General features: G+C 40.7%; 15 protein-coding genes. 10 read left to right on the forward strand and 5 right to left on the reverse strand.

The genetic code is table 11. The features are described 5' to 3' along the window. Positions 1 to 58 precede the first annotated feature (58 nt). Positions 59 to 232: a hypothetical protein gene (locus tag HUW48_RS17985; protein ID WP_182412254.1), complete on the forward strand. Its 174-nt coding sequence runs from the start codon at positions 59 to 61 to the stop codon at positions 230 to 232. 272 nt (positions 233 to 504) lie between these two features. Here HUW48_RS17985 and HUW48_RS17990 read toward each other — a convergent pair whose 3' ends face one another. Continuing rightward, a complete protein-coding gene (locus tag HUW48_RS17990; RefSeq protein WP_182412255.1) occupies positions 505 to 717 on the reverse strand; it encodes a hypothetical protein in 213 nt (70 codons plus the stop codon). A 105-nt stretch (positions 718 to 822) separates the two neighbouring features. Next, positions 823 to 2,217 (reverse strand): M20/M25/M40 family metallo-hydrolase, encoded by a 1,395-nt coding sequence (locus tag HUW48_RS17995; RefSeq protein WP_182412256.1) that lies wholly within the window; start codon positions 2,215 to 2,217, stop codon positions 823 to 825. A 259-nt stretch (positions 2,218 to 2,476) separates the two neighbouring features. Here HUW48_RS17995 and HUW48_RS18000 point away from each other — a divergent pair, with 259 nt between their 5' ends. The 4 genes from HUW48_RS18000 (at position 2,477) to HUW48_RS18015 (ending at position 6,349) form a co-directional block, all read left to right on the forward strand. Beyond that, positions 2,477 to 2,854 (forward strand): BlaI/MecI/CopY family transcriptional regulator, encoded by a 378-nt coding sequence (locus HUW48_RS18000; protein WP_182412257.1) that lies wholly within the window; start codon positions 2,477 to 2,479, stop codon positions 2,852 to 2,854. Continuing rightward, entirely contained in the window at positions 2,847 to 4,532 is a 1,686-nt protein-coding gene (locus HUW48_RS18005; protein ID WP_182412258.1) for a M56 family metallopeptidase, read from the forward strand. Before HUW48_RS18000 ends, HUW48_RS18005 begins: the two co-directional genes overlap by 8 nt. 441 nt (positions 4,533 to 4,973) lie before the next feature. Continuing rightward, a complete protein-coding gene (locus HUW48_RS18010) occupies positions 4,974 to 5,585 on the forward strand; it encodes an energy transducer TonB (protein WP_182412259.1) in 612 nt (203 codons plus the stop codon). 245 nt (positions 5,586 to 5,830) lie between these two features. Then, positions 5,831 to 6,349, forward strand: a complete 519-nt coding sequence (locus HUW48_RS18015) for an energy transducer TonB (protein ID WP_182412260.1) — start codon at positions 5,831 to 5,833, stop codon at positions 6,347 to 6,349. Between the two features lie 33 nt (positions 6,350 to 6,382). Here the strand turns inward: HUW48_RS18015 and surE are convergent, their stop codons facing one another. Continuing rightward, a complete protein-coding gene (gene surE, locus HUW48_RS18020) occupies positions 6,383 to 7,201 on the reverse strand; it encodes a 5'/3'-nucleotidase SurE (RefSeq protein ID WP_182412261.1) in 819 nt (272 codons plus the stop codon). 206 nt (positions 7,202 to 7,407) lie between these two features. On the opposite strand from surE, the gene HUW48_RS18025 reads away from it, so the two are divergent. The 3 genes from HUW48_RS18025 (at position 7,408) to HUW48_RS18035 (ending at position 9,442) form a co-directional block, all read left to right on the forward strand. Continuing rightward, positions 7,408 to 8,097, forward strand: coding sequence for a hypothetical protein (locus HUW48_RS18025; protein ID WP_182412262.1), 690 nt, complete (start codon positions 7,408 to 7,410; stop codon positions 8,095 to 8,097). A 280-nt stretch (positions 8,098 to 8,377) separates the two neighbouring features. Next, complete coding sequence (locus tag HUW48_RS18030) at positions 8,378 to 8,824, forward strand: DoxX family protein (protein WP_182412263.1); 447 nt, start codon at positions 8,378 to 8,380, stop codon at positions 8,822 to 8,824. 186 nt (positions 8,825 to 9,010) lie between these two features. Beyond that, the gene (locus HUW48_RS18035; RefSeq protein ID WP_182412264.1) at positions 9,011 to 9,442 is read left to right on the forward strand and encodes a DUF5675 family protein; all 432 of its coding nucleotides are present in this window, start codon (positions 9,011 to 9,013) and stop codon (positions 9,440 to 9,442) included. A gap of 59 nt (positions 9,443 to 9,501) precedes the next feature. Here the strand turns inward: HUW48_RS18035 and HUW48_RS18040 are convergent, their stop codons facing one another. After that, positions 9,502 to 12,435, reverse strand: coding sequence for an FAD-binding and (Fe-S)-binding domain-containing protein (locus HUW48_RS18040; RefSeq protein WP_182412265.1), 2,934 nt, complete (start codon positions 12,433 to 12,435; stop codon positions 9,502 to 9,504). A 95-nt stretch (positions 12,436 to 12,530) separates the two neighbouring features. Here HUW48_RS18040 and HUW48_RS18045 point away from each other — a divergent pair, with 95 nt between their 5' ends. Both HUW48_RS18045 and HUW48_RS18050 read left to right on the forward strand, forming a co-directional pair. Then, the gene (locus tag HUW48_RS18045) at positions 12,531 to 13,004 is read left to right on the forward strand and encodes a hypothetical protein (protein WP_182412266.1); all 474 of its coding nucleotides are present in this window, start codon (positions 12,531 to 12,533) and stop codon (positions 13,002 to 13,004) included. Between the two features lie 173 nt (positions 13,005 to 13,177). After that, the gene (locus HUW48_RS18050; RefSeq protein WP_182412267.1) at positions 13,178 to 13,459 is read left to right on the forward strand and encodes a hypothetical protein; all 282 of its coding nucleotides are present in this window, start codon (positions 13,178 to 13,180) and stop codon (positions 13,457 to 13,459) included. Positions 13,460 to 13,511: 52 nt separating this feature from the next. Here HUW48_RS18050 and HUW48_RS18055 read toward each other — a convergent pair whose 3' ends face one another. Beyond that, positions 13,512 to 13,907, reverse strand: a complete 396-nt coding sequence (locus HUW48_RS18055; protein ID WP_220463951.1) for a cupin domain-containing protein — start codon at positions 13,905 to 13,907, stop codon at positions 13,512 to 13,514. Between the last annotated feature and the right edge of the window lie 261 nt (positions 13,908 to 14,168).

Consider the following 14,168-nt stretch of genomic DNA (forward strand, 5'->3'; position numbering starts at 1 on the left):
GGCTTTTCAAGCCTCTAGGCTTAGGTGCTAACTTGTTTGACAAGCCTAAGATTGCCTCGTGGCTGGCGGGTCTCGTTTGGCTGTTGAGGGCCATTTAGCGAACCTTGGCTCACTGCGTGGCGCCATGCTGCTTTGCAGCACCGGAACGCTAAATGGCCCTCAACAGCCAAACTGGTATCAGTTGCTAGTAGCTACTGTTTTTCTTACTTCAGCCGAGAATGAAGATGGTTGATTAACTTGTCTTCATTTATTGTCTTGGTTAACCTTACTAGCGCAAGTCTTAGCGGAGCGGGACTAGTGACGTACAGACATACTTACTAAGGCGCGGAAGTTACTTCCGTGCCTTTCTCTGCTAACTACTTTCTGTTATCTTTTTCTAGCACGTTTTGCTAGCGCAAGTCTTAGTGAGGCGGGACTTGTGCCTTACGGACAAAAGTCAGTCTCCCGACTGACGGAAACTCAGCCATTTTACGTCAGTCGGGAGACTAACCTAGGTTCTTACGCTCAAGTGACGCTTCGCTTAACACTTGCGCGAGGAGGCGTATTTACTAAATCCTTTATCCCTACCACCTGAAGTAAGGTAGCTACAGGCAACTGACTCCAGTTTGGCTGTTGAGGGCCATTTAGCGTTCCGGTGCTGCAAAGCAGCATGGCGCCACGCAGTGAGCCAAGGTTCGCTAAATGGCCCTCAACAGCCAAACGAGACCCGCCGGCCACGAGGCAATCTTAGGCTTGTCAAACAAGTTAGCACCTAAGCCTAGAGGCTTGAAAAGCCTCCAAAGAAATCGAATATAATCCAACTAATTCCTAATTAATCCTCTATCATTTACTACCATCTAAACCATACTTATCCAATAAGTAAACAAGAGCAGCCATAGAAGCTTCGCCGAGCTCCAGTTCGCGTTTGTTCACTTTATCAAAAGTATCGTTTGCGGCATGATGGTACAGAAAATAGCGTTGCGAATCAGGTAAGAAGCCAATTAAGGCTGCATTTTTGTCTACTTCCCTTAGTGGTTCAATATCGGTTCCGGAATGCCCAGGGCCAATATCGTGTAAGCCATAGGAGGCTAATAATGGTTTCCACTTCTGAATTGCTTTTATTTTGGCCGGATCAGCTTCCATACCAAAGCCACGAGGCGTAAACCCTCCGGCATCCGATTCAATAGCCGCCAAATGGTTCTCCTTATTGTTTTTGGCTAATTCTGCGTATTTACGACCACCCCGAGTACCATTTTCTTCGTTCATAAACATTACCGCTCTAATAGTACGTTTAGGTTGGTAGTTTAAGGATTTAAATAAACGCAGCACCTCAATAGATTGCATACAACCCGTACCATCATCATGCGAGCCATCGGCTAAGTCCCAGGAATCTAAATGACCGCCTACGGCAATAATTTCTGTAGGTTTTTCGCTGCCTCTTAACTCCCCAATCACATTGTAAGATTTTACATCGGGTAAAGTTTCGCAATGCATTTCATAAGAAAATTTTAGATTCGGATCGGTTTTCAGCATTTTACTTAACTTATCCGCTCCATTGGTACTAATAGCAGCCGCAGGTATTTTTGTTACCGCTTCATCGTAGCGCAAAGAACCGGTATGCGGAAAATCATCCTGAAATAAATTTAAAGAACGAACCACTACTCCTACTGCGCCTAACTTGGCAGCTTCTACGGCTCCTTGACGACGCTGATCACCGGCACCGCTATAGGCAATAAAGGTTAAAACCTGGCGCGGATCCATTGGCCGATTAAAGAACACAATTTTGCCTTGTACTTTAGAACGCCCTAAATTTTTTAGCTCATCTAAAGTTTTTACTTCAATTATACTGGCTGTTAACGGTTTAGTACCCGTGCTCACCGAACCGCCTAAAGCGCAAATAGGAACTTCTATTTTAGTTTTTCCGGATTGAATATTGGCTTTTTCCTTTGCACCCCGTACCCAATGCGGTACCATTACCTCTTGCAGGTAAACTTTATCGAAGCCGTAGCTTTCCATTAACTTTTTCGACCATTGCACTGCTTTCTCCGCTTCGGGAGAGCCGCTCAACCTACCTCCTATTGAGTTACTTAAATATTCCAGGTTTTTATAGCTATGGCTGTTCGTTAAGGCTTCATCAAAAATTTTGCGGATAAAAACGGAGTCGGAGGAAATTTGGGCTGAACCAGCCAAAGAAACGAACAAGGCTCCCATTAAAAAGATAGTACGCTTGAATCTCATAAAATTAAAATAGCAGAAATAATTACCGGCTCAAAATAAAAGAAATTGGCCAGAATATTCCCTTTATCTTTTTTAAATAACTTCTTCAGGTTACTAATTCATTTTTAATCTAAAACTTGCTTTAAAGAAAAATAACCAATTAATAAAATAAACTAATTATTTAGTTGTATAACTAAATAATTAGTTATACGTTTACAATATTGTAGTTGCTTTTACAACACATCTGAATCTAAGCATTTTATAGCCATCTTAAATACTCATGAAAGAATTAACAAAAGCCGAAGAACAGGTAATGCAGATTATCTGGGAATTAAAAAAAGGGTTTGTAAAAGATTTCCTCGAGAAGTTACCTGAGCCAAAACCAGCCTATAATACTGTATCCACCATTGTTAGAATATTAGAGAAAAAGGGATTTCTGGGGTATACGGCTTATGGAAAAACCCACGAATATTATCCTATCATTCAGAAGCAACAGTACAGCAGCTATTACCTCAAAAATTTTGTGAGTGGCTATTTTGGAGGATCCTTTGAGAAACTGGTTTCCTTTTTTGTGAAAGAAAAAAATATGGATATCCAGGAGTTAGAAGAAATGCTGAAGCACGTGAGCAAAGATTTAAACCAACCGCAAGATGAATAATATTTTGCTATACCTCTTGGAATCGGGCACTTGCTTGCTCGTATTTTACCTGCTGTATGAACTGCTTCTGAAAAGAGAAACGTGTTTCCTGTACAATCGCTTTTATTTACTAATAACACCCCTCTTATCTTTTATTATTCCGCTTGTTGAACTGCCTTTTTTGCAACCCGAACCATTTACCATTTTCGTAGCCCAGCAACTGGCACCCATTACCATAACCGTTAATGCTTCTGCCCCTTCTTCTAATTCTACGATACTTTCCTGGCAAACCTTATTGGGAATATTATATACAGTTGGGGTCGCTTTTTTTAGTTTTCGGTTGGGCAAGCAATTATATCTTCTGCACCAATTTGCGCAAAAAACGCAACCGGATTCTTTCTACTGGCAAAACATTCCGGTTCATAAAACTCAAGGTGCTCAACCTACCTTTTCTTTCTGGAACTGCATTTTCTGGGATAACAGCCAAACATTGAGTACTTCTGAAAAGGAACGTATTTTACTGCACGAAGCGGTACATATCCGGCAAAAACACAGTTTAGATATTCTTTACCTTGAACTATTCAGAATAATTTTTTGGTTTAACCCGCTGCTTTATTTATACCAGCAAGCCCTAACCAACACCCACGAATTTATTGCCGATGCGGCCGTATTACGCACCACTTCTCCAGAAACTTACACCAGCTTACTGGCCAGGCAAATGCTGCACAGCCTGGAGTTTTCTTTTGGTAATTACTTTAATAAATCTCTCACTTTAAAACGTATGAAAATGATTCAGCAAATCCCTCATCGCCCGAGTATAATAAAGTTATTAGCTGCTTTGCCCGTTTTAGGAATTTTATTGTTTGTACTTTCTTGCGCTGAACCGGAAAACCCGGTAAATCAATCTTCAAAAGGTAACAGTAAAACAAATACCCTAAATATTGATGGGGAGGAAGTATTTACTTTTGTGGAACAAGCCCCAAATTTTCCAGGTGGAATGGAAAAGATGGTTGCCTTTTTAGGTAAAAATATTAAGTATCCGGAAGCAGCTATAAATGCCAACTTGGAAGGAACTGTAGTAGCAGAATTTGTAGTGACCAAAGCTGGGAAAATAACTGATATTAAAATTGTAAAGAGCCTTAGCCCGGAAACTAATGCCGAAGCAAAAAGAGTTATTTCCTTAATGCCCAACTGGGAACCTGGCAAACAAGACGGTAAACCTTTACACGTGAAATACACTTTGCCTATCCGTTTTGCCTTAGGAGAACCCGCCACTGAAAAAATCAGGGGATTTACTCCATACCAAGACGATCAAAATAAGAATATTTTTACGCAAGTAGAAGTGTTACCGCAATTTCCGGGTGGGATAGAGAAAATGTATTCTTTCCTGGGTAAAAACATTAAATATCCGGCAGCCGCTCAAAAAGCGAAGAAAGAAGGTACCGTGGTGGTCACGTTTGTAATAACGGATCAGGGTATTATTAAAGACCTTGAAATAGTAAAAGGCTTAACCGCTGAAACAAACGCCGAAGCGTTGCGCGTAATTAAATTAATGCCCCCCTGGACTCCGGGTAAACAAAATGGTAAACCAGTTAACGTACAATATACTCTGCCGCTACGCTTTTCTTTGGGTGCTAGATCTACTTCCATTCAAACCAGCTATATTAACTGGACCACACCCTTACAGAATAATTGTTAGCTAATACTTTACATTCTAAAAATCACAAACCCGGTAGTTAACCCCAACTACCGGGTTTGTGATTTTTAGAATGTATCTGCTCTATTCAGGGTTAAAAAGAGCTAAACCTTATCGTGGGACTCTCTTTGAATAATGGCATAAAAAATTAATACTCCTCACTCCTGTTAACCTTTTCCTTTTGTTGCAATTAATAATTGTATCAGCTTTCAACGAACAAATATTCTTAAATTGATTATAATTAGGAAAATGGCCTTTATAACTTCTTTTAAAATTAGTACTGATTTATGGGTACTATTCCGTATTTTACATACTATTTATGAATGGTTGGGCACTGCTAAATAAAAGCAAATTTATGCCCCATTCCGCATCCTTCCTTACTGGTAAAACAGTTTTTCCTTTGCCTCCTATTATTAATCTTTCCATCACCTATTCTGACAAGGAATGAAAATAATAAATAAATTAAGCGGCTTTACTATATCAAAGCACTTTCCTGCTTTACTAATTTTTACCATTTTAATATTTTTTCTTTCCTCAAATACTGTTGCTTGGAGCAATATTCTAAAGAAACTGGTTGTTGTTTCCCTAACTTTGAAAATTAAAAAAACAGAGAAATTAAATACCTTAAGTTCGGCAAGAAGCAATACTCTAAAATTTGTTAATCCTACAATTATCACAAAGGACACCATTCCTGCCAATAATCAGGACGACAAAGTATTTACCATTGTGGAACAACAACCTGAATTTCCGGGTGGTATGAAAGAATTGAGCAATTTTATACTAAGAAACATACGATTACCCCAAAACCCCAAATATGCTAATGCAAAAGGAACGGTTTATACTCAGTTTATTATAACGAAACAAGGTAAGATTAAAGATATCAGAATTGTAAAAGGTATAAATCCTGGAGCAGATTTTGAGGCTAAAAATTTAATTTCCCGCATGCCTGACTGGATTCCGGGTAAGCAAAACGGCAAACCGGTAAATGTGCAATATACATTGCCTTTAAAATTTCAATTTAAAACGGAATTTCCAACAAAAAATAAACCGGGCTAAGCGGATTATAGTCAGTGGTTAAAACCTGACAAAAATAATTGTTATATTTTCTCTGTGGAGTATTGTATCTACGGATTATTAAATGCTAAGTATTGGTTGGTTGTTCGTTTAGTAAATTTTTAATGCTCAACACCTTACTATATAACAGTCTCAACTAATTTCGTTGAAGTACTTACTTCCTTAAACAGAATTAATTTTCTCTTAACGCTAATTTTCGTTACTATCCTCCCCGAATAAGATAAACTATGAAAATGCAAACCAACTATTTTACCCTTAGCTGGAAGCAAGTAAACTTTACCCTATTTTTGAGCCTGGCCTCGATCATGCTTCTATCCGGCAATGCAGGGGCGAACAATTTTAAAACAGGCTTCATGGGAAATACATATTCTTTAAAAAGTAAGATGCTGCGAAAAGTACCTATATTCAAACAGCAAGTTGCTCCAGAAGATACCGTATATAAAGATGTAGAACAGCTACCCCAGTTTCCGGGTGGTTTAAAGAAAATGTACCAGTTTTTAGCAAATAACATCCGTCATCCCGGCAAATCAGCCAGAGTTGCATCAGACGGGACAGTAATTGCTAAATTTATAGTAACGGACCAAGGCAAAATAAAAGACCTGAAAATTGAACAAAGTATAAACCCGCAAGTAGACGCCGAAACACTACGAGTTATTAAATTAATGCCGGACTGGGAAGCTGGCAAACAAAATGGCAAATCAGTAAACGTTGAGTACACTTTACCTATCAGGTTTGCTACGCAGTAACGCACCAGAAGAAAATCAAACAAAAAAGGCTCATTAATCATGAGCCTTTTTTGTTATTTCCGGTTTATCATCATTTTCTAATTGCCATTCGTTATTTATTTGCGCAATGGCATGGTAAGCCGTCATGTCGTACTGGCACGGTACTACCGAAACAAAGTTATGCGCCAGCGCCCATTCGTCGGTATCTTCGCCTTTGTCGGGGTTTACAAAGCTGCCGGTCATCCAGAAGTAGCGGCGTTGATTCGGATCTAAACGTTCGTCAAATTCTTCCTGCCAGCGGGCATGTGCCTGGCGACAAACTTTTATGCCAGCAATGGGCGTATCAGAATTCTTCGGAATATTTACGTTTAACGCGGTATTTACCGGTATTCCATGTTTAAGGGCTTCCCGCACAATCTGTTCTACATAGGGTTCCGTGTGCGAAAAATCGGCTTCGTGGCCGTAGTCGCAAAGCGAAAAGCCAATAGCAGGTAATCCTTCTATGGCAGCTTCTATGGCAGCCGACATAGTACCGGAATACAAAACACTAATGCTGGAATTAGAACCGTGATTAATGCCACTTACTACTAAATCGGGTTGCCGGTCTTTAAGTACGTGGTGTTTAGCCAGCTTTACACAGTCGGCGGGAGTGCCGGAGCATTCGTAGGCTTCTACATCGGCAAAAGCAGTAGATTTATCTAAGCGTAAGGTATTCGCCACCGTAATGGCGTGGCCCATTCCGGATTGGGGACTATCCGGTGCAACTACCACCACTTCGCCAATCCGTTTCATTACGTTTACTAAGGTGCGAATACCAGGAGCAGTAATGCCATCGTCGTTCGAAATTAATATTAAAGGTTTTTTTGAGGCCATAATAAAAGCGGTAAATTTTACGGCAAGTTAAGTGAAATATAACAGTACCGTTGTAACAAATCTTTACTTACCCATACTGGAAAATAGCCTAAGGGTTAAGCAAACACCTATTTTCCGCATCAACAATTACCTTAAGCATAACCTTACCCTACCCACTTTAGTTAAAGAAGGCAGAATAATACGCTGTATACGTTATTTATCTACCTATGAAAAAATTTTTGTTACCACTAGCGCTGGGCATTATTTTAATTACCTGTCAACCGAAAAAGATTAAGGACAATGCAACTACTGCTACTACTTCTGCTGCGATTGATTCGGCAAAGCCTGATGTTGTTCCGCCGGACCGAACCGTTACCCGGCTGGATTCTGTGGGCGAAGCAGCTTCTACCCCGGCCCCGAACCCGGTTGCAGCCAATTCTGATTCTCCTAACAATCGGCTGATTTCTCGTGGCCAAATAGGTCCGATCCGGATTGGTATGACCATAAACGAAATGCGTAAAACAGTGCCAGCAGCGTTACTAAAAGAAGTTCCGATTACCAAAGAAGGACGAGGCAACCTGGCCTACGAAATCCGGCGTTCCGAAAAAGAAAATAAAGCTGGCTTGCGGGTAGAAGAAACTTGTGAACCCACTTGTAAGGTATGGCGGGTGCTGGTATATGATTCAGCCTACAAAACAAAAGAAGGTTTAGGAATAGGATCTACCCTGGGCGACGTGAAAAAACATTACAAAATTACTTACTTAGGCGCCGGCGAAACCGAAATTGTTGCAGTAGCCGACGAAGCAAAACTTACTTTTATGCTCGATGTAAGCAAAGTTCCCCCTAAACAGGTTCCGCACCTTAATTTAAAAAACACTCCGGATACTACGCCGATAATCGGGATGCTGCTTTTATAAAAAAAGAGACAGCAGTACCAAGATAGTAGATGTTAGACTTTTATTTATGTAAGTAACAGGTTATCAATTTATTATTTTGTCTATTTCGACAATAAGTATATAAGATTAATTTTGTTCCGTTACTAAAAAGTAAATTCTGGTGGGCTTAGGAAACATTTTACCTGCTTTATTCCAAGAAATTGCTTGCTGAAACTCTAATTTAAAGTTAGTAGAAAAAGCCAGATGCCCCTATATTTGCCCAAACTTTTAAATTTTTATTTCTGATTACACACTAAGAACTATGAATTTTTTCCGCAATTATTACCCAACCCGAAATTTAGGTTTACTTCTTTTACGCGTCGGAATTGGCTGGGCGTTCATGATGCACGGTTTTCCTAAAATAAAAGGGGGACCTGGATTTTGGGAACAGTTGGGTGGCGCCATGGGTAATTTGGGAATTACCTTTGCACCAACTTTCTGGGGCTTTTTGGGTGCTTTTGCGGAGTTTGGTGGCGGCTTTTTACTTTTGTTAGGATTGTTTTTCCGGCCAGTTACGCTTATGCTGTTTTTTACCATGTGCATTGCCACTACTTCGCACATTAGTAATGGCGATGACTTTAATACATATTCGCACGCTTTAGAAGCCGGTATTTTATTTATCAGTTTGTTCTTTATTGGCCCGGGAAAGATCAGCCTAGACGAAAAATTATTTAAAGCTCCCAGCCATAGCCGCCGGTTAAACAGCTAGTATTTATGTAATCGGAATTTCTATAAATTAAAATCTTGCACAACACACACTAAAGCATTAAGTACAAACCTATTATCTTCTACAGTTTTATTAAAATACTGAAAAATCAATATTGCGTTTACCTTTTTGGGAGCAGAACTTTGAAAGAGAAATGAATCCGATTAATTCTCTCTAAATTTATTTTTTATGCAAATAAAAGTTGTTCGCTCGGTTTATTCGCCTACCTCCACTTTAGGCAAAATGTTTATTAACAGCGAATTCTTCGCGTATACCTTAGAAGATACCGATAGAAACCTAAAAGGTGATTGCCAGAAAAAACAAAAAAGTCAAACCGCGATTGTTAGTGGTACCTACCCGGTAGTACTTAGTTTTAGTAATAATTTTCAGAAATATTTACCGCTTCTGCTCAATGTTCCCTGCTTTGAAGGTATCCGGATTCACGGGGGTAATACCTGTAAAGATTCTCTGGGTTGCATTTTAATTGGGGAACAAAGCAACATGCAGGATAAAATCTGGAATTGTGCCAGTAAAGTAAATAGTTTGGTTGCTTTGCTTAAAGCCGTAGAGAAAAAAGAAAAAATCTGGATCGAGATAGAAAAAGAAGCTGCTATTGCTTAATAAATTTATCAACAACAGCTCTCTTTCTTCTAGTAAAAATCAGCTTTTAAAAAACTCATTTACTTACGCAAAGCCTCCCATAAAATTTCGACCGGATGTAATGCTTGCCGCGAAGTACCATCTTTAATTTGGTGCCGGCAAGAAGTGCCAGGAGCAGCAATAAGTACTTCGGGTTCTGCCGCGCGTACTGCCGGAAATAAAACCAGCTCACCAATCTGCATGGATACGTCGTAATGCTCGGCTTCGTAGCCAAACGAACCTGCCATGCCGCAACAACCCGACGGAATAACACTCACTTGATAATTGGTAGGTAACGACAGTAAAGAGACCGTAGTAGCTTGCGTGGATAATGCTTTTTGGTGGCAGTGCCCGTGCAGTTTAATGTGCCGGGACGCTGTAGTAAACTGTTCCGGACGAATAAAGCCATTGGCTACTTCGGCCGCCAAAAAATCGTCGAGGTAAAAACTATGCCGGGCTAAAGCGTTGGCTTGAGCTAATAAAAAATCGGGTACTAAATCTAAATATTCATCCACTAAAGTTAGAATAGCCGAGGGTTCCAGACCTACAATTGGCGCCTCTTTGGTAACTATCCTACTTAGCAGTTCTACGTTGCGGATGGCAATTTTTTGGGCATCCCGCACCAAACCTTTCGACAGGTACGTCCGGCCGCTTTCTACGTGTTCCGGAATAATGACATTATAACCTAAAGTTGTAAGTAGCTGAATTCCTTTAATACCAATTTCTACATCGTTGTAATTAGTAAATTCATCCGCAAAAAAGTATACTTTTTTACCGGAAACCGGCGCTGTTTTCTTCCATTGTTTGTACCAGCTACGCAAAGTAGTTTTGGCTAATGGCGGAAGAGTGCGCTGCGGAGCAAATCCTACCATTTGCTTGGCTAGTTTTCCGGTTAAACCATTATTCATTACAGTATTATAAGCCCAAGGCATTTTTGAGGCTAGGGCATTGAGGCGAGTGAAATTGCCAATCAGGCGGGTTCGTAGGGGCGTGCCATTGGCATCATAATAATGCTGTAAAAATTCGGCCTTCATTTTGGCAATATCCACTCCCGACGGACATTCTGATTTGCAGCCTTTGCAGCTAATGCACAAATCCATTACGTCTTTAATTTCCTCGTGGTTAAAGCCGTTAACGTTACCTTCCTGGGTTAAAAATTGGCGGAGAATATTGGCCCGGGCGCGGGTAGTATCTTTTTCCTGGCGGGTAGCCATGTAACTAGGGCACATCACGCCCCCGGTAAGCTGCGTTTTACGGCAATCGCCGGATCCGGAGCATTTTTCGGCTAACCTTAAAATACTTCCCTGACCCGCAAAACTAAAAACGGTATTAATTTGGGGAGTAGTTTGGTCGGGCACGTACCGCAGGTATTCATCCATGGGTGGCGTATCTACAATTTTACCCGCATTAAAAATAAAGTGCGGATCAAAAATGCGTTTTACTTCCCGGAACAACTCGTACACTTCCGGCCCCATAATTGCCGGTATAAACTCACCGCGCAAACGGCCATCGCCGTGTTCGCCGCTTAATGAGCCATTGTATTTTTTTACTAATTCCACCGTTTCGGCCAAAACCGTTCGGAACAGCATTTTACCTTCGGCGGTTTTTAAGTTGAGCATGGGTTCCACGTGCAGCTCGCCTGCTCCGGCGTGGGCATAATACGAAGCCACTAATCCGTGCCGGTGTAATAACTGATCTAAATCTGCCACGTATTGTGGTAAATCTTCAATCGCAACGGCACAATCTTCAATGAGGTTAACTGGTTGCTCATCGCCGGGCATATTACGCAGCAAACCCAAACCACCTTTACGCACGTCCCAAGCCATTACTGCATCCGATCCAAATAATACCGGAAACGCATAACCTAAACCTGCTTGTTTCAATTCCTGGATTAAAGCTTCGGCCATAACCAAGCAATGCTCCCGATCGTCGGTAAAAAATTCTACCATTAAAATAGCTCCCGGATCGCCTTGAATAAAAAAACGGTTAGGCCGTTGGTGAAGATTATCTTTGGTAAAATCCAGAATGCGCTTATCTACCAACTCGGAAGCGTAAACATCGTGGCGCATCGCTATAAGGTTAGCCTTTAGTGCCTCTCCTACGCTCGTACAATGAATGCACAACAAGGCATTTTCGGCTGATGGTAATTCCATTAATTGCAGCTTTAGTTCGGTTAAAAAGCAAAGCGTACCTTCGGAACCGGCAATTAATTTACACAAGTTAAAAGGCTCGTGAATCGAAGAAAACGGAGTGGTTTCCAGCAAGGCATCCAGTGCATAGCCAGAGTTCCGGCGGGTAATATTTTTATGCGGAAATTTCTCCTGAATAAAGGATTGATTCTCCGGCTTTTGGAGTAATTGAAAAAGATTTTTGTAAATAGAACCTAAATAGCCGTTATCGGCTACTAGTTGATTTAGCTCAGATTCAGTCAGGGCGCCAATAGTGGCTGCTTCGCCGTTACTGAGCAATACTTTGGCTTCCAGCAAATGGTCGCGGGTAGAGCCCCAGCGAATGCTGTGTAAACCACAGGAATTATTACCTACCATACCCCCAATCATAGCCCGGCTAGCCGTAGACGTTTCGGGGCCGAACATCAGCCCGAATGGTTTTAATTTTTTATTCAAATCATCGCGGATAACGCCGGGCTGCACCCGTACCCACTTTTCAGCGGGGTTAATTTCCAGAATCTGATCGAAATATTTCGAAATATCTACTACAATACCGTTTCCTACAACTTGCCCGGCCAGAGAAGTACCGGCTGCCCGCGGAATAAGCGTGACATGGGCCGTAGCGGCAAATTGAATAAGGGTTTTTAAATCAGCCTCGTTTTTGGGCAACGCTACGGCCAAAGGCTTTTCCTGGTAAATAGAAGCATCGGAGGCGTAAACCAGGCGCATAGCATTGTCCAGTCCGGTTTCCTGGTAATAAAATTCACCTTGTAACGCTTTTTTTAATTCCGAAAGGCTGTTTGTCATAAAACAAAAATAATCGAAACTCTTAACAAAAATGCAAAAGTTTCGACTAGCTAGAGCTAACAGTAATTCACAAGCCGCTAACCAGCGAGTTGGTGATGGAAAATGTTAGAATTCCTAAGTTGCAATACCAGTTCTCGGACAATGCCCGTGCTACTTTTTCCGGATCCGCTTTGGGTATTATTGCGCAGTATATGACACGTTCTTACTTATACTGCTGCCATAATAATGATAAAATACATCCTATTTTAATCTTATTTCCTTTGGCAGTACTGGTTTACTTCGGAATTTTTGCCTTTTTGATATCCATTAAAGATGGACAAGGAAATATCTTTAAAGGTCAAAAGCCTCCGGATTACTTTAAATATTCGTTTAAGAACGTTTTTGAGGAATATAACTTTCCGGCTAAAAATGGCGGATTACAAACGCTTTATTGTTTAGAGGCATTAGTTCGAAAAGAGTTATTTGCTTTTGGAAAGGGAACGGGGAACTTTGAAAAATTGGGGACAAATTGCACCGCAGTTTTTGATATTAAGCTACGATATTCTTATCACCGAATACCGGCAACATGACAAAAGCAAATGTGAAATATCATTAGAAAACTTTTATTCTGATGCTCAAACCGGGTACCATGTTTTGAAAAAAAGCTATCCTGAAAATAAAATTGTAATTCTTAAATTTTATTTGGGCTACCGGATTGCAGCCCATCTGGCAGTAAAAAATTCGCCTTTACTAAATTTACTAATTGACCCAACCTCTACCACTGGAGATTGCAGTGATTTTTTTTGTAGCAATGTATTATCCCCAATCCTCTATCAACAAGCTTCTGATTCAGATAGATATTGAAATTAAAAAAGCAAAATCTCGCATAGTGAATAGTGGCAACGAAAACCTTAAAAGTTTAGCTCATCCATTAAAACCTCTTTTACAAAACAAAGCTGCTTTTTACCAGATTAAAGAAAGTACTCACGAAACCATTCTAGGCCATATCGTATTAGGCAGACTAGTTTCTAGTATTTTAAAATAGCCACGGTCCGTACCACCAAAGTTACTAAAGTAAATTTTTTGGTGAAGCCGCCTTATTTAGCTCCGTGCGAATGCACTTCCGGAATTTGCAGATGCTGCACGGTATCACCCAGAAAATCGAACTCAATTAATACGGCTGGTTCCTCGCCTACTACCCAGCCATCGTGCCCCGGCTCAATAGATACTACTTGCGGCGCAATAAAGTCTTCGATAAAACCATCTTCATATTGAATCCGCAACTGGCCATGTGCTAAAAATCCGGCATGAGCATGCATGCATAGTTCGGTCCCAATAATAGGCTTCATATCCGTAGACCAACGGAAGCCCACCGGGTAAATTACTCGTTTCACCCGGGCCGCACCGGTTTGCATATAATCCAGTTGCACCCCTCCCACCAGGCGGTGTTCCGCACCCGGCATAGGGGCTAAAAGAGTATCGGTCGTATTCATATTGCTCTTTAACTTAAGGTTTACAGATAAAATTGAAATACTATTAGTGGGCTATAAATGAAGAAATTAATTGTACTTGCTTTTTGTACCGCCGCTAATACAGGCAACTTACCCACAACACTCAGGAAATATACTGGATTATACGTAATAAGCAATGCTGTTTTCTGTAATTTTCTGCCCAAATAATTACCTCTGGTTTACATTTTTACTCCGCCAGTAAGTAAAATTTTTCTTCCAAAAAGCATATTTTCCTTTAACCCT

Origin of the sequence: Adhaeribacter radiodurans, assembly GCF_014075995.1 — a bacterium.
Classification (GTDB): domain Bacteria; phylum Bacteroidota; class Bacteroidia; order Cytophagales; family Hymenobacteraceae; genus Adhaeribacter; species Adhaeribacter radiodurans.

Coding starts and splice junctions, on each gene's coding strand:
- HUW48_RS18015 (WP_182412260.1), top strand. CDS start 5,831: ATGAAAATGCAAACCAACTATTTTACCCTTAGCTGGAAGCAAGTAAAC.
- HUW48_RS18035 (WP_182412264.1), top strand. CDS start 9,011: ATGCAAATAAAAGTTGTTCGCTCGGTTTATTCGCCTACCTCCACTTTA.
- HUW48_RS18025 (WP_182412262.1), top strand. CDS start 7,408: ATGAAAAAATTTTTGTTACCACTAGCGCTGGGCATTATTTTAATTACC.
- HUW48_RS18040 (WP_182412265.1), bottom strand. CDS start 12,435: ATGACAAACAGCCTTTCGGAATTAAAAAAAGCGTTACAAGGTGAATTT.
- HUW48_RS18030 (WP_182412263.1), top strand. CDS start 8,378: ATGAATTTTTTCCGCAATTATTACCCAACCCGAAATTTAGGTTTACTT.
- HUW48_RS17995 (WP_182412256.1), bottom strand. CDS start 2,217: ATGAGATTCAAGCGTACTATCTTTTTAATGGGAGCCTTGTTCGTTTCT.
- HUW48_RS18005 (WP_182412258.1), top strand. CDS start 2,847: ATGAATAATATTTTGCTATACCTCTTGGAATCGGGCACTTGCTTGCTC.
- HUW48_RS18055 (WP_220463951.1), bottom strand. CDS start 13,907: ATGAATACGACCGATACTCTTTTAGCCCCTATGCCGGGTGCGGAACAC.
- HUW48_RS18045 (WP_182412266.1), top strand. CDS start 12,531: ATGGAAAATGTTAGAATTCCTAAGTTGCAATACCAGTTCTCGGACAAT.
- surE (WP_182412261.1), bottom strand. CDS start 7,201: ATGGCCTCAAAAAAACCTTTAATATTAATTTCGAACGACGATGGCATT.
- HUW48_RS18000 (WP_182412257.1), top strand. CDS start 2,477: ATGAAAGAATTAACAAAAGCCGAAGAACAGGTAATGCAGATTATCTGG.
- HUW48_RS18010 (WP_182412259.1), top strand. CDS start 4,974: ATGAAAATAATAAATAAATTAAGCGGCTTTACTATATCAAAGCACTTT.